This window comes from Streptomyces sp. NPDC001933, assembly GCF_042890955.1.
In the GTDB taxonomy this organism is placed as follows: Bacteria; Actinomycetota; Actinomycetes; order Streptomycetales; family Streptomycetaceae; genus Streptomyces.
The window spans coordinates 16,540-34,789 of record NZ_JBIASS010000033.1 but is presented as its reverse complement, the minus strand read 5'-3'; the positions used below and the strand labels follow the sequence as shown (position 1 = coordinate 34,789).

The 18,250-nt window shown below is 67.5% G+C and carries 18 protein-coding genes and 3 pseudogenes; 13 read left to right on the top strand and 8 right to left on the bottom strand.

All coding sequences use genetic code 11. The features are described from left to right. Window positions 1–7 precede the first annotated feature (7 nt). Entirely contained in the window at window positions 8–439 is a 432-nt protein-coding gene (locus ACFYY7_RS40605) for a hypothetical protein (protein WP_388669924.1), read from the top strand. A 269-nt stretch (window positions 440–708) separates the two neighbouring features. Next, window positions 709–2,157: a sulfatase gene (locus ACFYY7_RS40600; RefSeq protein WP_388669921.1), complete on the top strand. Its 1,449-nt coding sequence runs from the start codon at window positions 709–711 to the stop codon at window positions 2,155–2,157. Window positions 2,158–2,504: 347 nt separating this feature from the next. Here the strand turns inward: ACFYY7_RS40600 and ACFYY7_RS40595 are convergent. Continuing rightward, window positions 2,505–2,669 (bottom strand): annotated as a pseudogene (locus tag ACFYY7_RS40595) (IS1380 family transposase); the annotation flags it as partial. 376 nt (window positions 2,670–3,045) lie between these two features. Here ACFYY7_RS40595 and ACFYY7_RS40590 point away from each other — a divergent pair. Together ACFYY7_RS40590 and ACFYY7_RS40585 are read left to right on the top strand one after the other, a co-directional pair. Continuing rightward, window positions 3,046–3,996, top strand: coding sequence for a transposase (locus ACFYY7_RS40590; RefSeq protein WP_388669918.1), 951 nt, complete (start codon window positions 3,046–3,048; stop codon window positions 3,994–3,996). Beyond that, window positions 3,896–4,663, top strand: coding sequence for a transposase (locus tag ACFYY7_RS40585; RefSeq protein ID WP_388669915.1), 768 nt, complete (start codon window positions 3,896–3,898; stop codon window positions 4,661–4,663). Before ACFYY7_RS40590 ends, ACFYY7_RS40585 begins: the two co-directional genes overlap by 101 nt. A 110-nt stretch (window positions 4,664–4,773) precedes the next feature. On the opposite strand, the gene ACFYY7_RS40580 is transcribed toward ACFYY7_RS40585, so the two are convergent. Beyond that, the gene (locus tag ACFYY7_RS40580; protein WP_388669912.1) at window positions 4,774–5,418 is read right to left on the bottom strand and encodes a TetR/AcrR family transcriptional regulator; all 645 of its coding nucleotides are present in this window, start codon (window positions 5,416–5,418) and stop codon (window positions 4,774–4,776) included. A gap of 114 nt (window positions 5,419–5,532) precedes the next feature. Between ACFYY7_RS40580 and ACFYY7_RS40575 the strand changes: the two genes are divergently transcribed. The 3 genes and pseudogenes from ACFYY7_RS40575 to ACFYY7_RS40565 form a co-directional block, all read left to right on the top strand. Next, a complete protein-coding gene (locus ACFYY7_RS40575) occupies window positions 5,533–6,792 on the top strand; it encodes an MFS transporter (protein WP_388669910.1) in 1,260 nt (419 codons plus the stop codon). A gap of 29 nt (window positions 6,793–6,821) precedes the next feature. Then, entirely contained in the window at window positions 6,822–8,027 is a 1,206-nt protein-coding gene (locus tag ACFYY7_RS40570; RefSeq protein WP_388669907.1) for a glycoside hydrolase family 1 protein, read from the top strand. 425 nt (window positions 8,028–8,452) lie between these two features. Further along, window positions 8,453–8,796, top strand: a pseudogene (locus ACFYY7_RS40565) (transposase); the annotation flags it as partial. On the opposite strand, the gene ACFYY7_RS40560 reads toward ACFYY7_RS40565, so the two are convergent. The 5 genes from ACFYY7_RS40560 to ACFYY7_RS40540 form a co-directional block, all read right to left on the bottom strand. Further along, window positions 8,792–9,283: a transposase family protein gene (locus ACFYY7_RS40560; RefSeq protein ID WP_388669904.1), complete on the bottom strand. Its 492-nt coding sequence runs from the start codon at window positions 9,281–9,283 to the stop codon at window positions 8,792–8,794. The pseudogene ACFYY7_RS40565 and the gene ACFYY7_RS40560 overlap by 5 nt on opposite strands. A 27-nt stretch (window positions 9,284–9,310) precedes the next feature. Further along, window positions 9,311–9,841: an NUDIX domain-containing protein gene (locus ACFYY7_RS40555; RefSeq protein WP_388669970.1), complete on the bottom strand. Its 531-nt coding sequence runs from the start codon at window positions 9,839–9,841 to the stop codon at window positions 9,311–9,313. Between the two features lie 21 nt (window positions 9,842–9,862). Then, window positions 9,863–10,063: a hypothetical protein gene (locus ACFYY7_RS40550; RefSeq protein ID WP_388669901.1), complete on the bottom strand. Its 201-nt coding sequence runs from the start codon at window positions 10,061–10,063 to the stop codon at window positions 9,863–9,865. Between the two features lie 65 nt (window positions 10,064–10,128). Continuing rightward, a complete protein-coding gene (locus tag ACFYY7_RS40545) occupies window positions 10,129–10,647 on the bottom strand; it encodes an AAA family ATPase (protein WP_388669898.1) in 519 nt (172 codons plus the stop codon). Between the two features lie 225 nt (window positions 10,648–10,872). Then, window positions 10,873–11,472 (bottom strand): CGNR zinc finger domain-containing protein, encoded by a 600-nt coding sequence (locus ACFYY7_RS40540; RefSeq protein ID WP_388669895.1) that lies wholly within the window; start codon window positions 11,470–11,472, stop codon window positions 10,873–10,875. Window positions 11,473–11,550: 78 nt separating this feature from the next. Between ACFYY7_RS40540 and ACFYY7_RS40535 the strand changes: the two genes are divergently transcribed. From ACFYY7_RS40535 to ACFYY7_RS40510, 6 genes and pseudogenes are all read left to right on the top strand, one after another. Continuing rightward, on the top strand, window positions 11,551–12,351 hold the full coding sequence (locus ACFYY7_RS40535; protein WP_388669892.1) for an MBL fold metallo-hydrolase: 801 nt from the start codon (window positions 11,551–11,553) through the stop codon (window positions 12,349–12,351). Window positions 12,352–12,433: 82 nt separating this feature from the next. Beyond that, entirely contained in the window at window positions 12,434–13,105 is a 672-nt protein-coding gene (locus tag ACFYY7_RS40530) for a hypothetical protein (protein ID WP_388669889.1), read from the top strand. Window positions 13,106–13,687: 582 nt separating this feature from the next. Continuing rightward, entirely contained in the window at window positions 13,688–14,563 is an 876-nt protein-coding gene (locus tag ACFYY7_RS40525) for an aminoglycoside phosphotransferase family protein (RefSeq protein ID WP_388669967.1), read from the top strand. A gap of 162 nt (window positions 14,564–14,725) precedes the next feature. After that, a pseudogene (locus tag ACFYY7_RS40520) lies at window positions 14,726–14,950 on the top strand (DUF6332 family protein); the annotation flags it as partial. A 322-nt stretch (window positions 14,951–15,272) separates the two neighbouring features. After that, entirely contained in the window at window positions 15,273–16,013 is a 741-nt protein-coding gene (locus ACFYY7_RS40515) for a transposase family protein (RefSeq protein WP_388669964.1), read from the top strand. Window positions 16,014–16,160: 147 nt separating this feature from the next. After that, a complete protein-coding gene (locus ACFYY7_RS40510) occupies window positions 16,161–16,727 on the top strand; it encodes a transposase (protein ID WP_388669886.1) in 567 nt (188 codons plus the stop codon). Between the two features lie 33 nt (window positions 16,728–16,760). Here the strand turns inward: ACFYY7_RS40510 and ltrA are convergent, their stop codons facing one another. Further along, window positions 16,761–18,020, bottom strand: coding sequence for a group II intron reverse transcriptase/maturase (gene ltrA, locus ACFYY7_RS40505; protein WP_388669883.1), 1,260 nt, complete (start codon window positions 18,018–18,020; stop codon window positions 16,761–16,763). Window positions 18,021–18,250 lie beyond the last annotated feature (230 nt).

Here is an 18,250-nt window from a genome sequence, read left to right as displayed (position 1 = left end):
GAAACCGATGTCCAACGGGACTCCACAGACGGCACCGCCAAAGGAACGGACGCCGAAGGAGTGGCCGGTACGCCTCGGCTACATCGCCGTCGGCCTGGGCATCGGCGGAGCCTGGCTGCTCGGCCGCGACGTTCCTCCGTGGGAACACGCCCTGCGACTACTCGCCATCGTGGTGGTGGTCCCGCCCGCCGTCCACCTGCTCCGGCGCCGCAGGGCACGGGCCACCCCGCCACATCTGCCGCTGCGTCACCTGGTCGCCGCCAAGGTGCTGATGGTCGGGGCCGCTCTCGGACTCGACGCACTGCTGGCTCTGTGGACCGTGTGGGCTCCGGTGGCCACTGCACTGACTCTCACCCTGATTGTGGCCGTCGGCGGTCCGCCCCTGCACCGAAGGCTGCAGCCACGTCCCACAGCGAACCCAGAATCGAAAGCGGCTTGAGCCCTTGACGCCCGGAGCGATCCGGGACACCCACCAGGACCAAGCCTTTAAAACATTTCTCAGGAATTTCCCAGGAATCACAGAGAATTCCATGGAATGGCGCTCTCGGAATCTGTTGACATGATCGAGAGGCTTGGTGAGCATTCTTAAATACGATTCCCGGCGGAGGATTCGCAATTACGAGTCCTTCGCCGGGAATCGCACATCTTCCCTATGCCCCAATATCAGGGCAGGGACGCATCTGCACCGTACCCCGCAAGGAGTGGCACATGACCGAACGGAAACTGTCCCGTCGCACCTTCGCAGGCGCCGTAGGAGCCGGGGCCGCCGCTGCCCTGTCGCCCATGGCCGCCTCCACGGACGCCGTGGCCGCTGAATCCTCCATCCCCACGGAGCAGCCGTTCCGTGCCGCCACCGGGCGCACCTCCGGCCGGCCGAACATCCTCGTCATCCTTGCCGACGACCTCGCCTGGACCGACCTCTCCTGCTACCACTCCCCGAATATCAAGACCCCGAACCTCGACAAGCTGGCCGCCCAGGGCGTGCGATTCACCGACGCCTATGCCGGCTCCTCGACCTGCTCGCCCACCCGGATCAGCCTGTACACGGGCCGCTACCCGGGACGTGTGCGAGCGGGCCTCGACGAACCCATCCAGGAAGAAGCCACGGTCGGCCTCGAGCCCACCCACCCCACACTTGCCTCGCTGCTGCGCGACGCCGGCTACACCACGGCGATGATCGGCAAGTGGCACTGCGGCTTCCTCCCCGACTATTCGCCGACCAAGTCGGGCTGGGAGGAGTTCTTCGGGAACTTCGGCGGAGCCATGGAGTACTTCTCCAAGGTCACCCGCGTCGGCGAGTACGACCTGTACGAGGGCGAAACCCCCTACAAGGACCTGCGCTACTACACGAACATCCTCTCCGAGCGGGCCGGCGAGTTCGTCGAGCGCAAGCACCGGAAGCCGTGGCTGCTCAACCTGAACTTCACCACCCCGCACTGGCCGTGGACCGCCGAGGGCGACGAGGAGGAAGGCGCACGTCTGGAGAAGATCGTCAAGGAGGGCTCTCCGATGGAAGCCGGCTACGCCCTGATGCATCTGGACGGCGGGTCGGTGGACAAGTACCGGCAGATGGTCGAGAGCATGGACCGCGCCATCGGAAAGGTCCTCACGGCCCTCCGCCGCTCGGGACAGGAACGCGACACAATCGTCGTCTTTTCCAGCGACAACGGAGGCGAGCGTTTCTCGAACAGCTGGCCGCTCGCGGGCAAAAAGGGCGGACTCCAGGAAGGCAGCATCCGCGTGCCGACCATCGCACGGTGGCCCGCCCGCATAGATCCGGGCCAGGTCAGCCACGAACCGCTCTTTACCCCCGACTGGACCGCTACCCTCTTGGCCATCGGCGGCGCCCGGCCCGATCCCGCCTACCCGCTGGACGGCGTGAACCTGTCCGGCTACCTGCTGCACGGCAAGGATGCACCACAACGGGACCTTTTCTGGCGCGTGCGCGACATGCGGGCGCTGCGCCGGGGCAAGTGGAAGTATTACCAGGCCAAGAAGGCATCGAACCCCATATTTGATGGTAAAGATCAGTTGTTCAACTTGACAGAGGATGCACGGGAATGCGCGAACCGCGCGGTGCACGAGCCGCAGTTGCTGGCGGAGATGAAGGCGGCCTGGAAGAAGGTGGACAGCGGACTGCTGCCGTACCCCTCATAGATCCGCGCTGAGAGCCGCCACTCCTTCCCGCACCGGCAACGGCCCGTTGCTGTGGCCTGACCTTGCCGTTTCGGTTGGGGCGATGGGGCGTCGTCGAGGGTAACTGTCGGGTGGCCGAAGCGATTTCGGTGTTCGGACATGGTGGAGACCCGGCGCGGTGGTCGGGTTCTCCAGCATCCTTCGGGCCGTGGGTGATCAGGGGTTTGCCGGGCAGCCGGCGGGGCGGTGCGGCGAGGCGATGGAAGGCCGTGCCTGGTTCGTTTCTCCAGGGCCAGGCCGCCCGTATCCGCAAGGCGCAGGCGTCGGCCGCCGCGGGTGAGGCGGGCGGCGACGTGCAGCAGCCGGTAGCGGCGCTTCTTCGGTTCGGCAGTGGCCAGCTCCCCGTCCAGCATCAGGACGCGCGTCCGGGCCGGCGGATCGATCGCGGCGAGGCTGAGTTCGAGCCGGACGGCGTTGACGGTGAAGTTGCGGGAGGGGGAGCGGCCGAAGCCGGTGGTCCTGCCGCACCGGATGTGGTTCTCGGCAGTGGCGTGCCCGCGGTGACGGGCCTCCAGGAACTGGGCGGATCCGCCCCCGGGAGTGCGGGGTGTCCGACAGCGCGGCGAGGAGTGGGGTCTCCCCTGCTCGAGCGCAGCCGAGAGCTTGGGGATTCAGCCGTCGTCGCGCGCCCGCCGGGGATTACGGGACACCCTTAGCTTGACTCTGTCGGGGATCTTGGAGCTTCCCGGTGCGACAGCGTGGTCAACGGTCATGCTCGGGTAGTTCCGCCGACCGACGAAGCTGTCGAGGTGCCCGTTGTCCCTTCGCCCCCGTTCTGGTGAGCAGGTTCCGCCTCTGACCGCGCGGGTTGCGCGGGCGAGCAACCCGGGTGGCACGACGGCGATATGGGTGCGCGACCGGCTGGTCGGACTGTGGTGCGAGGAGGACTTCGCCGACTGGTACCCGAGGGACGGGCGTCCGGGGCTTTCGCCTGCTCAGCTGGCCACTGTCTGTGTACTGCAGTTCCTGCTCGGCCTGTCGGACCGGCAGGCCGCCGAGGCGGTTCGCTGCCGCATCGACTTCAAATACGCCATGGCCATGGAGTTGGACGACCCCGGGTTCCACCACAGCGTGCTGGCCGACTTCCGCGCTCGCCTCGCCGAAGACGACCGCGCCGACCGTCTTCTCGACCTCGCGCTGGCCCGCCTCAAGGAGGCCGGACTGGTGCGCGAGCGCACCACGCAGCGCACCGACTCCACCCATGTCCTGGCCGCCGTGCGTGACCTGAGCCGCCTGGAGTTGATCACCGAGGCGGTCCGTGCCGCACTCGAAGAAGTCGCCGGCACCTCCCCTCACCTGCTCGACGAGCTGGTCGACGAGGGCTGGGGGCTCCGCTACGGCCGACCGGTCCGCCTGGGCAAGAACCCCACCAAACCCAAGACCAGAATCCTCGCCAGCGGAAACGACGCCGTCCGGCTCCTGGAACACAACACCTCTACCGGCACGGAACAGACCACACGGCTGGCCCGCGCGTCCAGGCCCTGCGCCAGATCGTGGTGCAGAACTACCACTGTGATGCCGCGGGACACCTGCGCTGGCGCACCGCCGAGAAGGAGACGGGCCCGGACTGCCGCCCTCGTCCCGGGCGATCGTCTCTCCTTACGACACTTCGGCCCGCTACGCACGCCACGGGCACATCATCAGCTGGAAGGGGTTCTCCGCTCACCTGACCGAGACCTTTGCTCCCGACGGCCCGAATGTGATCACGGATGTGGTCACCACCGCGGCCACCACCCACGACAGCCAGGTTCTGCCCGGCATCCACGCCCGCCTGGCGCGTCGCGGGCTGCTGCCCACTGAGCACCTGGCCGACGGCGGCTACACCTCCCTGCCCCACCTGGCACAAGCCACCCGTGAACACCAGGTCACCGTCTCCGGGCCGCCCCGGAGCAACCCCACCCTCCAGCACCGTCGGAACGAGGGCTTCGCCCGGGACGACTTCCACATCGACTACGACCGCCAGCAGGTCACCTGCCCCCAGGGACAGGTCAGCGCGGGCTTGCACGGCCCCTACCCGACCTCCTCGCCCACCGCGGCCCCGCTGATCGTGGCCAGGTTCACCAAGAGCCAGTGCCGCCCCTGCCCGGCCCGCGCGCAGTGCACCAGCACCGCAGACAGTGCGCGCACTGTGGGCTTTCCCCCGCGAGAACTCCGCGACCTGCAACTTCGCGTCCGTACCGAGCAGCAGACGCCCGAGTGGAAGGCCCGCTATGCGGTCCGCTCCGGAGTGGAGGGCACGGTCAACGAGTTCGCCCACGGCCACGGCATGCGGCGCTGTCGCTACCGAGGACAGGGAAAGGCACACATCCAGCACGTCCTGACGGCCATCGCCGTCAATATCGAGCGCCTCAGCGGACTGCCACCGGACGAGGAAACCCCCGCACCCCGCCGACCGACCGCTTTCCAGGACTACCTCGACCAGCGCGAGATTTCCCGGCTGAAGTCCTGGCGAACCTTGGGCAGCTGACCTCGGCGACTCCAAGATCCCCGACAGATTCAAGTCAGCGTCCGGTGATGCATGGGCCTGTGCGGCGTGGCGGTGCATCTGGCCTGAGGCGTGGAGGGCCAGGTGCAGGGTCAGGCTTCCTTGTGGAGGGCCTGCATCAGGACGTCGTACAGGGTCGTGAGGTCTGCGGCCATGTCGGTGTCGGGCTCCAGGAGCCACTGGAACTGGAGGCCGTCCGTCGCCGCGAGGAGAATGCGCGCGGCCCATTCCGGGGTGACCGGGGTCGTCGGCACGGGGGTGGCATCCGGTTCGGGAGTGAGTTCCGGCACGGGGGTGGGTTTCGGTTCGAGGGTGGTGGCGTGCCGGGCGAGGAGGGCGGCGATGTTTTGGCGGCCGTTGGTGTAGCGGTCCTGGAAGAAGCCGTGGGCCGGGTGCTCGGGTTCGGCCGCCGCGGCCGCGACATCGACGAAGAGCTTGACCAGGCCCGGCGTCGACGCGTTGTGGGTGACGATGCCCAGTCCGGCGCGCAGATCGGCGTGGCTCTCGCCGAGCGCGGCGCTCGCGGCGGCGTCCCGTGCCTTGAGGACCGCGGTGAGAAGGGCCTCCCGGCTGCCGAAGTGGTGCAGCACCCCGGCGTCCGTCATGCCCACCCGTTGGGCGATGTCACGGACCGAGACCTTGCGGCTGCCTGCTTCGGCGTAGGCGGCAAGGGCGGCCTCGATGATCTTCTGCCGCTTTGCCGAGGTCTTCGCGTACGGCCCACGGGGAGTGCTCATGCGCGGAATTCTACGGGCGCGGCGGCTCTGGTTCGATGAAAACCTTGAGCATCAAGGATTTCATGGTTACGGTGAGCCGACCCCGCCCCGAAGGGTGCGGGAAAGGAGATGTCCATGCCTTCTTCACCGCCGGGCCCCGCGATCGCGCGGTGCACCGTCCCGCCTGGTCCGGTCCCCGCCCGCCTGGGCCGCCTCGGGCCCGTGCTGGGCGCCGCGTACCTGTCGTGGATTCTTCCGTTCCACGCCGCCACGGTGCTGGTTCAGTCCCTGCTCGGCCAGCTCGACGACGACACCAAGCTCCAGCGCTACGCCGTGATGGCCACCGCCGGAGCGCTCACCGCCATGTGCGCCAACATCGTCATCGGGCTCCTCTCGGACCGCACCCGCTCCCGCTTCGGCCGCCGCAACCCGTGGATCCTCGCCGGAAGCCTCGGCACGACACTGGCGATCTTCGGGCTCTCGTACACCCAGAGCTTCCCGGTCCTGCTGACGCTGTGGCTCCTCCTCCAGATCAGCCTGAACGCGATGGTCGCGCCTCTCGGCGCGATCCTCCCGGACCGGGTGGACTCCGCCCACCTGGGTAAGGCGTCCTCCTGGATCGGCCTGGGCCAGCTCCTCGGCAACAGCGTGTCGGCCGTCGTGGCCGGCGTCCTCATCACCGTCCCCGCGCAGGGACTGCGCTGGGTCGCCGGCGTCGTCGTCCTCGGCGGGCTCCTGGTGTTCCTCGCGGCACCCGACCGCTCCAGCACCGGGCTGCCCGTCGAGCGCCTCGCGGTGCGCACGCTCGTACGGACTCTGCTGCCACCGCGTGACGCCGACTTCCTGTGGGCCCTGATCGGGCGCCTACTGACCCTCCTCGGCCTGAACCTGGTGATGGTCTACCAGTTGTACGTCCTCACCGATCACCTCGGGCTGTCCTCGGCACGCGCCGGTTCGATGATCGGCGTCGCGGGCGCGCTCACCGCGCTCTCGGCGGGCATCGCCATCACCGTCTGCGGGCCGCTGTCGGACCGGCTGGGACGGCGCAAGGTGTTTGTCCTGGTCTCGTCCGGCATCACGGCACTGTCCGTGCTGCCGCTCGCGTTCAGTCCTTCGCTGTGGGCGTTCTTCACCTTCGCCGTGCTCGGGGCGCTCGGCTCCGGCTGCTTCGTCGCCGTCGACCAGGTCGTCATGGCCGAGGTGCTGCCCGACCAGGAGCACCGGGCGAAGAACCTCGGGATCCTCAACATCGCCAACACCATCCCGCAGGTCCTCGCCCCGGTCCTCGCCTTCGCCGTCGTGCCGGTCCTCGGCTACCGCGGTCTCTTCCTGCTTGCCGCCGCCACGGCCGCCGTCGGCGGCTTGTGCATCATCCCGATCCGCAGGGTCCCCTGATCCGGGGCCCGGAAAAGAGAACCAGAGACATGAACGACCAGTTCACCCTTCCCGACGGCTTCCTGTGGGGCGCGTCCACCTCCGCCCACCAGACCGAAGGCGGCAACACCCGGAGCGACTGGTGGGCCTTGGAGCACGCCGGCCTCACCGACCGCATCGAGGAGCCCAGCGGGGCCGCCTGCGACAGCTTCCGCCGCTGGCCCGAGGACATGGACCTGCTCGCCGGACTCGGCTTCACCGACTACCGCTTCAGCATCGAATGGGCGCGGATCGAGCCCTCGCCCGGCGAGTTCTCCGACGCCGCCGTCACCCACTACCGGCGCATGGTCGAGGGGGCACGCGAGCGTGGCCTGCGCCCCATGGTCACCCTGCACCACTTCACCGCCCCGCTCTGGTTCGCCGAACGCGGGGGCTGGGCCACACCGGACTCCGCCGACTTCTTCGCCCGGTACGTGGAAGCGGCCGCCCCCGTCTTCGGCGAGGGCGTCGACCACGTCTGCACCATCAACGAGCCCAACATGGTCGCCGTCATGGCAGCCGTCCTGCGCGCACGACACGGCGGCAGCGGTTCCCTTCCGGCTGCCGGCCTGCCACTGCCGGACGAGGCCGCGACCGAGGGGCTCATCCGTGCCCACCGCAGGGCCGTCGACACCGTCAAGTCGTGCGCCCCGCACATCCGTACGGGCTGGTCCGTGGCCAACCAGTCATGCCTCCCCGAGCCCGGCTGCGAGGAGCAGGCCGCTGCCTACCAGCACCCCCGCGAGACGGCCTTCCTGGAGGCGGCGCGCGGCGACGACTGGCTCGGTGTCCAGGCGTACACCCGTACCCGCATCGGCGCCTCCGGTCCGCTGCCCGTCCCCGAAGACGTCGAGCGCACCCTCACCGGTTGGGAGTACGACCCCAAAGCGCTCGACGCCGCCCTGCGGAACACCTCCGCCACCGTGCCGGGAACCCCGCTGATCGTCACCGAGAACGGCATCGCCACGGCCGACGACGACCGCCGGATCGCCTACACCACAGGCGCGCTCACGGGCCTCGCCCAGGCCATGGCCGACGGGGTGGACGTGCGGGGCTACTTCCACTGGAGCGCTCTCGACAACTACGAATGGGGCAGCTACCGGCCCGCGTTCGGCCTGATCGCCGTCGACCGCAAGACCTTCGTCCGCACCCCGAAGCCGTCCGCGGCGTGGCTCGGCGCGATGGGCCGCACCCGCGTCCTGCCGACGGGCTCGTAGAGCGCGCTCGGCTCCCCGAACCCCGGGGTCCACCCGTACACCGCCCCGCTCGGGCGGACCCCGGACCACTTCCTTACGCCCTCGCCCCGAACCGACCCTGGCCCCCCTCATGAACGCAGCCCCGGCCGCCCGTCTCTTCCTCTCCGAGCAGGCGTTCCTTCCTTCGTCATCCTGGCCACCGCCTCACGGGCCCCGGACAGGGCGAAGTCCGGCGGATGGTGGTCGTGAGGGAAGGCGCTGGTGTGGACGCCCCGTTCGGCGCGGACCCTCTCCACCAGCGGCAGGTCTTGCGGGCCCCAAGGTGTACAGGAACCGCTGCGCGACACGTTTTGCCTGCTCCGCAGGGAGAGGTGACAGAGTGAGGCTGATCCCTTGGAGTGGACACCCTGACAATGGATCTCGTTGGTTCAGGAAGGGATGTCCAGGTGGGACGCCAGTCTCCGTACCCGGAGGAGTTCCGGAGGGACGCCGTCGCGCTGTATCGCGCGGGAGGCGGAAGGCGCACGTACGCGGCCGTGGCCGCCGAGCTCGGGATCACCGGGGAGACACTGCGCACGTGGGTCCGCAAGGACACTGATGCGAACGTGTCGGCCGTCCGGGGCGGGAGCGGCCCGGAGAGTCAGGCCGGCGAGCTGGACCGGCTGCGGGCCGAGAACGCCAGGCTGCTGAAGGCCGAGAAGGAGTGGCAGCTGGAGCGCGAGATCCTGCGCCGGGCGGCCGCTTATTTCGCCAGGGAGGTGAAGTGAAGACCCGCCGCTGGGACTTCATCCAGCGCTACCTGCAGCGCCAGCGGACCGGTCAGCACCGCGGAGTCGGCCACCATCGGCGCTGATGTCGGGGGTGGAGCCGGGTTCGGCGTCGGAGACCCACAGTGGGGTGCCGTCCGGGGCTGAGAGGAACTGGACGTTGCCGCCGAACGTCTTGTGTTTCTGGCTGAACCACAGGTCGTTGCTGTTGTCGCGGACGCCGGCGAGGCGGTCGGATTCAATCAGGGTGCCGTCCACGGGGGTTTGGTTGGCGAGGACGTCTATGTCTTCGTGCAAGTAGCGGTAGCCGGTGGCTTGGGAGACGCCGGTATCGCGGGCCAGGCAGTGCACGCAGCCGCGCTCGCGGAACCAGCGCAGGACCAGTACGGCCTGGCGGAAACGGGCCGAGCGCCCGGCTGCCGCGCGGAGTGCCGATGCGCCGTCGGTGCGCGGCCGGCAGGCGGGACAGATGATCCACGACGTGGCGCGGGACGTCGAGCGTGGCAGCATGGGTGACCAATGTGAAGCCTCTGGTGGTTACGGACATGATCTTGTGGTGAGACCTGTCCTACCGGGGGCTTTACGTCTGCCAACCGCCGGGGCCGCGTGGCTCGATCCGCCGGGGCCCTGCCGGTTCGCCCAGCATGGCCATGACGTCAGTTGTTCACCAAGTTCTGCGCGATGGCGCTGGAAGAGGGCCAGGGCGGCGATGGAGGACGCGTCCTTGAACCGGCCCTGGGCGATGGGCTGCCGTACCTCCGCTTCGGAGAACCAGCGGCTGATCAGGCCCGCCTCTGTCTCGTCGAGGTTGGTTTCGCCGGCGGTGAGGTCCGTTGCGAGAAGAACGTGGAAGCCCTGGTTGCAGTATCCGTATGCCCCGAAGGTGGCCAGTGGCGTCATGGCGCCAGCGGTCAGCCCGGTCTCCTCGGCAAGCTCACCGCGTGCGAGGGCGAGTGGGTCTGCGTCCGGCTTGTCCTCCCAGGAGCCTTGCGGGAACTCCCAGTAGCGACCCTTGACCGTATACCGGTACTGCTCGACCAGATGGAAACCGCCGTCGGCGTACGGGATGACAAGAGCGAAGTCGGGCTTCTACACCAGACCGTAGATGCCCTCGGCACCGTCATGCCGCAGGGTCTTGTCCTTGCGGACGCTCATCCAGCGGTTCGTGTAGACAACGGTGGTGCTGGTAGCAACCAGCTCATGTTCGGGCAGCGACGGTTGAGATGTCTCCGTATGCATGCGCCAACGCTGGCCGATCGCGTCGCGTTGGCCCTGAGCTTCCGTCCTCACGGGTTGTTCGGTCCCCGCTCCCTGCGGTCACGTGGCCTCACAAAGATCATTTCGTCGAGAAAACCTCACTGCCCCACATCTACTGGAAACGGGTCGAACTCGGCCAGCTCTTCGGCCGTCGGCCGCTGGAAGTATCGGGTCGCGTCATCGAGACGGTCCTGGGTGATATGGAACGTTCCTTGCGGCAAGTCCCCGTTGCGTTCGGACAGCCGACGCCGCAGTTCGTCCGATGGTGGATCGAGTAGGTACAGCACGACCCGGGCCCCCAGAGCCTGAGCCTCGGTCCGGTAGTGATCGCGTTCCTCCCGGGACCACAGCCCCCAGTCGAGTACCACGTTGCCGCCCGTCTCAAGAACACGTACGGCGACACTCCACTGCACCCGCTCAACCGGATCACGCATGGCATCAAGCTCGTCACCGGAGAGGTTCGGATGAAGCTCATGCAGCCACTCGTCAGCCGTCAGCCGAAGGGCCGACCATTCCCGCTCCAAACGCCTGGCCAACGTTGTCTTGCCGGAGCCGGGCAACCCGCAGGTGAGAAAGAGAACCGACACGGCCGCAACCATTGCCAGCGCGGACGTCATCAGCGAGCGAGATTCGACAGCTTCATCATCGCGACGCGACCATCACCAGCCCGCCGAAAGCGCAAAAAGGTCACCGGCCCGCTGGCTGAACTGCTGCGCCGCCAGGACCAGGCGAACCTGGACCAGATCGGCCTGAACGGTTGGAACGACAGCACTCCGGCCGGATCCCTCCCCACACCGCAGACCGCATCCGCTGCCTCATGAGCAGCGGTGGTTGTCAGGTGGTCACCGGGAGCTGCGGCGGGCGTAGGCCCGGGCGGCACGGGCACGGTCGCCGCAGCGTGTGGAACACCAGTGTCGGCGGCCGTGGCGGAGCAGGTAGCGGTTGCAAGGGGGAGAGCCGCAGGCGGTGAGGCGTTCGGCGTCGGGGCTCGTGAGTAGGTCGGCGGCGTTGGCGGCGAGGGCTGCCAGGGCATGGTCCACGATCGCGGTCGTGGGGTGGGGGTTTACCCGGTAGGGGCCGCCGGTGTCGTCCCACTGCAGCAGCGGGGCGGTCGGGACGCGGGTCATCGCGTCGTTGATGGCCGCGATAGCCGCGGGGTGGGCGGGGAGGCCCTCGGTTCGGGAGGCGAGCAGCGACCTGATCTGCTCGCGCAGCGAGCGCAGTTGCGTCGCGCACATCTCCCGCATCCCGGCGTCGACCGGAGCCAGACCGTGCGCTGCCAGCCATTGGTTCGTCTGTGCGGGCGTGCCCAGGAGATCGATCGTGTGCCCTCCGGGCATGGCGATCGCACTGTTGGCGAGCGCCAGGGCGAGGTGCTCTTCCTCGCCCTGTGCGGGCGGCGGTCCGGGCTGTTCCATCAAGGTCTCCTTCACGCTTCTCATGGTACGGCTTGCGCTTACCCGTGAGGAACAGTTAGCGTCACCTCACGGTTCACTAGCTTCTATCCGTGAGGAATCTTGATGTCTTCCGTTCCCGCTCAGTTCCCCGTCCGTGTCTTCGGTGGCCCAACCACCCACTTCGAGTACGGCGGCCTGCACTTCCTGACCGATCCGACCTTCGACGGTCCAGGCGAGTACGGCCACAATCAGCCCGGTCGCCCGGTTCTGGCCAAGACCGCGCCGTCTGCCGCGACGCCCGACGGCCTCGGCCCCATCGACGTGGTCCTGCTCTCGCACGACGAGCACGAGGACAACCTCGACACCTCCGGCCGGGCCCTGCTCGCCGACGTTCCCCTCACCCTCACCACGCCCAGCGGCAGCAAGCGCCTGGGCGAGCAGTTGGGCACGAGGGCCAAGGGGCTGGCCGACTGGGAGTCCATCGAACTGGACCGCCCCGACGGCGGCACGATCACCGTGACCGGTGTCCCCGCCATCCACGGCCCAGTCTCCCGGGAGGCGGTCGAGCCGATCCTCGGCCATGTCGTCGGCTTCGTTCTGACCGGCCAGGGCCTGCCCATCGTCTACGTCAGCGGCGACAACGCCTCGCTCGGCGCGGTCCGGGAGATCGCCGACCGCTTCGCTCCGGTCGATACCGCCATTCTCTTCGCCGGCGCCCCCCGCTTCCCCGGCCTTTTCGACGATCAGGTGATCGTCCTGGACAGCGCCATGGCGGCTGAGGCCGCCAGGATCCTCGACGCGGGCCGTGTGGTCCCGGCCCACTACGACAGCTGGGCTCACTTCAGCGAAGGCCGTGACGAGGTGGAAACCGCCTTCAGCGCCGCCGGCCTTGCCGACCGCCTGGACTGGGGCCGGCCGAACTGAGAGCAGGCGGCAGATGACGCGTGCTCTTGCGCGATGAAGATCGCGCTTCTTGAACAAATACAAGCACGGTAAGGAGCAAACCATGCACATGGCATTGCAGTTCGCGGGACGCGGTTTCGTGGAAGAGGGCGAAGGCCCGAGTGGTCCCGACGGCTCCCGTTTCGAGGGACGGTTCGTCGTGTACGGGATCGCGGCCGCCGATGGTCCCGTCTTCGGTGACGACGTGTCGCTCCTTGCCGACGACGGCAGTCACGGTCGCGAAGTGAGGCTGCCGTCTGCCGCCCATTTCACCGCCATCCGGAGCGGCACGACAACGGAGCACCTCACCACAAGCGACGACACCTTCGAGGGGCTTCAGATCATGAAGCACTCTTCGTCGACACGGCTGCGGATCTACTTCGACGCGGAGCCGGACGGGACCCGAGACTTCCGTGACCGCGAGTCGTTCCGTCGAGGGCAGCTCATCGCGACCTACAAAGCGGATGAGATCACGCAGGTTGCCCCCCGGGCCGGTGTGTTCGACACGCGGGTCAACTGCAGATTGCTCGAGAGCACGCCCTTCACGTTCGGCGGGCGCATCGTGGACTTCGCGGACCTCGCGCCGTCCATGGTCGAGATCTCGCATGGGCACGCGCCGGAGGCGTTGGCCTCACCGATCTCTATTCCTCATCACGAGGCTCCCTTCGACAACGACGGCCCGGGCGTCTTCGGCCGCCAGTTTGCCGTCGGCGGAATGATGCTCGTCGCTTCATAGGGTCGAGCCAACCGGAGTCTCCTGCACCGCGGGCGCTCAACAGAGGTACTGGCCAGCATAGATCGGGAATCCAGCACGAGGGCCAGCCGCTCGCGCTCCATGCCGAGCAGCGAGCGGCGCTCGCGCCCTATGTCCAGGCGGCTGCCGATGGGGACAACCAGGGCGCGCCTGCTCCGGTACCTTCGCACCGGCCGGGGACAACAACGTGGTGATCGGTGCTTTTTTGTCGGTGGGTGTTCGTCATCGTTATCGTTTTGTCAGTGGGTTGGTGGTGTTTCCTGGCTGGTGGTGCGGGGTGCTGGGTTCTGACAGCGGATGCCGATGAGTGACTGTCGTTTTTGCGGGGTGTGGTGGTCGGTTTGCCGCTGATCGCTATCAGGCTGGGGTGTTTATGCTGGTCAGCGGGGTGGTGTGGCCGGATGATCTTTCCCAGTGAAGGCTGAGCGATTCTCGCCGAAGGGCTGGGTGATTGCTCTGGTCCGATTCGCTCGTCGGCTTGCGGTCGCAGCGAGTGGTGGGAAAGCGTTGGACAAAGATCGCGCGAGCGGCAGACTGACCCGTGTGAAACGACTGCTGGTGGACGTGGAGAGCGTCACTACTCGGTTGGTACGTCGATTCGGTCCCCAGGTTGCCGAGTGGTGCGCTGACACGCCGGGTCTCATCGCGCGGCTGACGTCCCAGTGGGGACTTTCGCTCGGTGAGCCCCTCCCGGACGGTGCTTCGTCGGTCGCGTTGCGGTGCCGTTGGCCCGACGGCACGCCTGCGGTGCTGAAGATCAGTCCGGAGCGGGCCCTTCTGGCCGAGCAGGTCGGAATGCTGGGGTGGTTCGCTGCCTCGGGCCGGGTGCCCGCCGTGCTGGCCGCCGACGAGGAGGCGGGCGCGATGGTGTTGGAGGAGATCGTGCCCGGAACGCCGGCGGAGGACATGCCTGCTGCTTCGCTTCCGGGACAGTGGTCGGATCTGCTCGCCGCCCTGCACGGAGTCGCTCTGCCTCCGCTGCCCACGCGTGTGCTGCGTGGGCGGTGCGAGGAGGCCTTCGCCCGGGTCGGCAGGCGGCTGCCCGAGCCTGCGATCAGTGCACGGATGGACGTCACCGCGTGGGGCAGGGCCATCCAGCGGTGCGAGCGGCTGCTGGACACGGAAGCAACGACCGTGCTGCTCCACGGAGACCTGCACCTGGGCAATGTGCTCGACGGCGGCGCGGAGCGCGGCCTCATGGCCATCGATCCGAAGGCATGTGTGGGTGATCCATGCTTTGACGCCGTGGACTACGTCGTGGCCGGCGCCGGGCTGGAGGGCGTCGAGACCCGCTGCGCGCGCGTGGCGGCGGCGTGCGGGCTCGATGGCGACCGGCTCCACGCCTGGAGCCAGGTGATCGCGCCGTTCGCGGCCATCGCCCACCTCGGTAGCGGTGGTGAGGAACCGGTGATCGATGAACTGCTCGCGTTGACCCGGTGAGCACACCCGGTATCCCCGATCGTCCCGTGCCCCGCGCTCACCGACGTCGCCGTACATGCCGTCCAGAGCTGTAGCGGTCTCAAGCCCGACGGAGTCGGACCCCGGACCTGGAAGTACGTCGACACCCCCATGTCCGGCTGCGGCCACTGAGCCTGGTGCAGCATGGATATGGGGCGTGAGTCGCGGTGGGAAAAGGACGCAATGACGGTGGAGATCGTTTTTGCTCTGGTGACTGCCGTCGTGCTGGCTGCGGCGGTCTTTGCCGTCGCTCTGGCTCTCGCACTGGCTTTTGGTGTCTCTGGTCCAGCGGGGAAGGGCGCGTTGGTGGGTGGGCTGCTCGGAGCGGCGGCCGGAGTGTGGCGTCTGGTGCGGGTGCTGTGGCTTTATTCACGAGTAGCGCCGTCGGATGTTCATGGGTTTGGGAGGCACCCAGATCCACGGTCGGGTGATGTTCACGAGTTTTGGTTCTGGCACACATTCCGTGGAGCATGCACGGTGAGTGACGGTTGTCGGGTGAGTGGGCTCTGGGGAAGTTGCCCGGAATTGGCCCGTACCGGGTGCGGTGTGGCTGACAGTTCAGGCCGTGGAAGAAGTCCTGCTCCGGCTGGAGGAGTTGTTGTTCCCGTCGATCGCCGACGTGGCGGTGCTGTCGGTCGACGTGGACGACGAGGCGGTACGCATAGAGGCCCGAAGTACGGTGGCTGGGGCCATGTGTCCCGGATGCGGGAACTGGTCACGGCGGATTCACAGCTCCTACCTGCGATTTCCCGCTGATGTGCCCAGCGGAGGCAGACGGGGCGCTCTCTGTTTGCGAGTCCGCAGGTTCCTCTGCCCGGTCATCTCGTGCGGGCGGCGGACCTTCGCCGAACTGCCAGGGTTGACCCGTCGGTACGGCCGACGGACCGAGCGTCTGCGATCGACGCTGGCCGCGGTCGGCCTCGCGCTCGCCGGTCGGGCCGGCGCCCGCCTGGCGTGCGTGTTCGGCGTGTCCGTGAGCCGCAGCACGGTGCTGAGGCTGGTCGAAGCGTTGCCCGACCCCGAAGTTCCGGCCCCGCGGGTGGTAGGCGTCGATGAGTATGCGACCCGCAATGGGCGTCACTACGGGACTGTCCTGGCCGACGTCGAAAGCCGATGTCCTATAGGCCTGCTGCCAGACCGAGAAGCATCCAGCCTGGCCGCTTGGCTCGCGAATCGGCCGGGGGTGGAGGTGGTCTGCCGCGACCGGGCACCGTTCTTCGCCGAAGGTGCCACGGCCGGCACCACAGGCGGTGCAGGTGGCGGACAGGTGGCATCTTTGGCACAACCTGAGCGAGGCTGCAGAGCGGTACGTCGCAGACCACCGTGGATGCCTGCAGGTCCTGGCGCCAGATCCAGCCCAGCCTGCCCCGGGGTCGGAGAAGTTCGAAGACCCTTCCGCCTCGCCCTGGCCGAGGGGACACCGCTTCGCTGACCGCACCCGCGCCAAGCACGCGACCGTCCACGAATTACTGGCAGCCGGGCTCAGCCGGAGGGCGATCGGCCGCCAACTCTGCATGACCTCCCGCACCGTCAAGCTCCTCGCCGACGCGGCCACCCCGGAGGACCTGTTCCACGGGCAGTGGCAGGGCCGGCCATCCAAACTCGACGCCTCAAGCCCTACCTGGATGACCGCTGGAACCAGGGCTGCACGAACGCCTGGAGGGTGTGGGAGGAGATCGTGCCGCTCGGCTATCAGGGCAGCTACCAGCGGGTACACGCCTATTTCCGGGAGAAACGGCTCTCGCCGGGCCCCGTCACCGCCCGGCCACCGTCACCTCGCGTCGTCGCCGGATGGATCCTCCGCCGACCAAAAACCCTCACCGAGACGGAGCACCTTCGGCTCAAGGCCGTTCGGGTCCACTGCCCTGAAATGGACGCCCTCACCAGCCACGTCCACTCCTTCGGTCAAATGCTCACCGAGCGCCAGGGCGAACGACTGCCGCAGTGGCTCGATGCCGTCCGGCGAGACGACCGCCCCAGCCTCCACACCCTCGCCGCAGGCATCGACCGCGACCTCGATGCCGTCATCGCCGGCCTCACCCTGCCCTGGAGCTCAGGCGTCGTCGAAGGCCACGTCAACCGGATCAAAATGCTGTCGAGTAGCCGGGGGCATCGCAGCCCCCGGCCCTCACAGAACCGTACGTAACGATCTCTCGTTATACGGCTCTTGCTGCCCTGGTCACCAGACGACGGGGACCGTGGGTACCCAGGCCCAGTGGGCGAAGAAACGGGACCGCTGGGTGACGGTCCCGTTCCACGCTTCCTGCGCCTTCTTTCGCCCCCGCAGTCGTTTGTATTTCTTGCGGATCCAGCGCATCAGGTAGGAATTGATACGCCCCAGGAGGGGATAGAGCGCCGACCGGTAGAAGGCGCCGTAATACTGCATCCAACCCCGCACAAATGGATTGATCAGCCGGGCAAGGTCCGCTTCGGAGACCTCGGTGTGCAGATGCAGTCTCCATGACCGCACCCGCCTACTAATTTTGTTCAGGGCGTCGTTGCTGACCGCTGGATTGAAACCAGTGAACATCTTCCCGGTCTTCAGTCGCACCTGACGGGCCCGGAACGTGAACCCCAGGAACGTGAACTCGGTGCGCTCGTAGGAGCCGTGCCTGTTACTGTCCTTGCAGTACACGATCCTGGTTTTGTCCGGGTGCAGTTCCAGTCCGACCTCGCACATCCGCCGCTGGAGAGCCGCGAGCACATGCTGTGCCTGGGTCTCACTGACACAGTGAATCACTGCATCATCCACGTAGCGTTCGAAGGTGACGCCGGGGAACTCCCGGGCCAACCAAACATCGAACGCACAATGCAGAAAGAGATTCGCAAGTACGGGCGAGATCACGGAGCCCTGCGGGGTTCCGCGATCCCGGATCTGCAACGAGCCGTCGGGCAGCCTCAAGGGGGCTTTCAACCACCGCTTGACATACAGAACTACCCACGGCACATCGGTGTTCGCCTCGACGGCTTTGATGACCAGGTCCCACGGCACGCAGTCGAAGAACTTCCGGATGTCCAGATCGATCACCCAGTCCGCCTTCCAGCAGCGCTGTCGGCAGGCCGTCACCGCATCGAGCGCGGAGCGCTTGGGACGGTAGCCGCAGAAGTCGGGATGGAAGACCGGTTCGACCTTCGCTTCCAACATCTGGGCTACGACCGTCTGCGCGATCCGATCAGCGACGGATGGCACACCTAGAATCCTGGTGCCGCCGTGCGCTTTCTCGATTTCCACCGCACGCACCGGTGGAGGGAAGTACGATCCAGACGACATCCGATTCCAGATCTTGAACAGATTGTTCTTCAGATCTGACTCGAACTCCGCGATCGTCTGCCCGTCCACTCCGGGTACGCCTTTATTCGCCTGGACCTTCTCCCACGCCTCCCAGACAGACCGCTTCGAAATCTCGAACGGCTTGTCTGGTGATTTCAGCTTGTTCACGCGACTCCTCCCGGAGCACTTCCGGTTGATCGAACAAACCAGCCACGGACAACCCGGCCCCCTCGCTCCGCCCCCATTACAGGGGCATCGCCGCTACTACGAACCGGTCCGCCGGCGTGCCCGGCGACGGTACTCAATCCCTCACGGGGTCACCGCTTGGGGCACTCCCTCTCCCCCACCCGCACGGGCAGGGATTGTCCGGGCACGCCTTCTCCTGTTCCACACGGAAG

Excerpts from the sequence above, each read along its gene's own strand:
- ACFYY7_RS40575 (WP_388669910.1), top strand. The coding sequence starts at position 5,533 with ATGCCTTCTTCACCGCCGGGCCCCGCGATCGCGCGGTGCACCGTCCCG.
- ACFYY7_RS40600 (WP_388669921.1), top strand. The coding sequence starts at position 709 with ATGACCGAACGGAAACTGTCCCGTCGCACCTTCGCAGGCGCCGTAGGA.
- ACFYY7_RS40535 (WP_388669892.1), top strand. The coding sequence starts at position 11,551 with ATGTCTTCCGTTCCCGCTCAGTTCCCCGTCCGTGTCTTCGGTGGCCCA.
- ACFYY7_RS40545 (WP_388669898.1), bottom strand. The coding sequence starts at position 10,647 with ATGACGTCCGCGCTGGCAATGGTTGCGGCCGTGTCGGTTCTCTTTCTC.
- ACFYY7_RS40560 (WP_388669904.1), bottom strand. The coding sequence starts at position 9,283 with ATGCTGCCACGCTCGACGTCCCGCGCCACGTCGTGGATCATCTGTCCC.
- ACFYY7_RS40570 (WP_388669907.1), top strand. The coding sequence starts at position 6,822 with ATGAACGACCAGTTCACCCTTCCCGACGGCTTCCTGTGGGGCGCGTCC.
- ACFYY7_RS40540 (WP_388669895.1), bottom strand. The coding sequence starts at position 11,472 with ATGAGAAGCGTGAAGGAGACCTTGATGGAACAGCCCGGACCGCCGCCC.
- ACFYY7_RS40515 (WP_388669964.1), top strand. The coding sequence starts at position 15,273 with ATGTGTCCCGGATGCGGGAACTGGTCACGGCGGATTCACAGCTCCTAC.
- ACFYY7_RS40530 (WP_388669889.1), top strand. The coding sequence starts at position 12,434 with ATGCACATGGCATTGCAGTTCGCGGGACGCGGTTTCGTGGAAGAGGGC.
- ACFYY7_RS40580 (WP_388669912.1), bottom strand. The coding sequence starts at position 5,418 with ATGAGCACTCCCCGTGGGCCGTACGCGAAGACCTCGGCAAAGCGGCAG.
- ACFYY7_RS40605 (WP_388669924.1), top strand. The coding sequence starts at position 8 with ATGTCCAACGGGACTCCACAGACGGCACCGCCAAAGGAACGGACGCCG.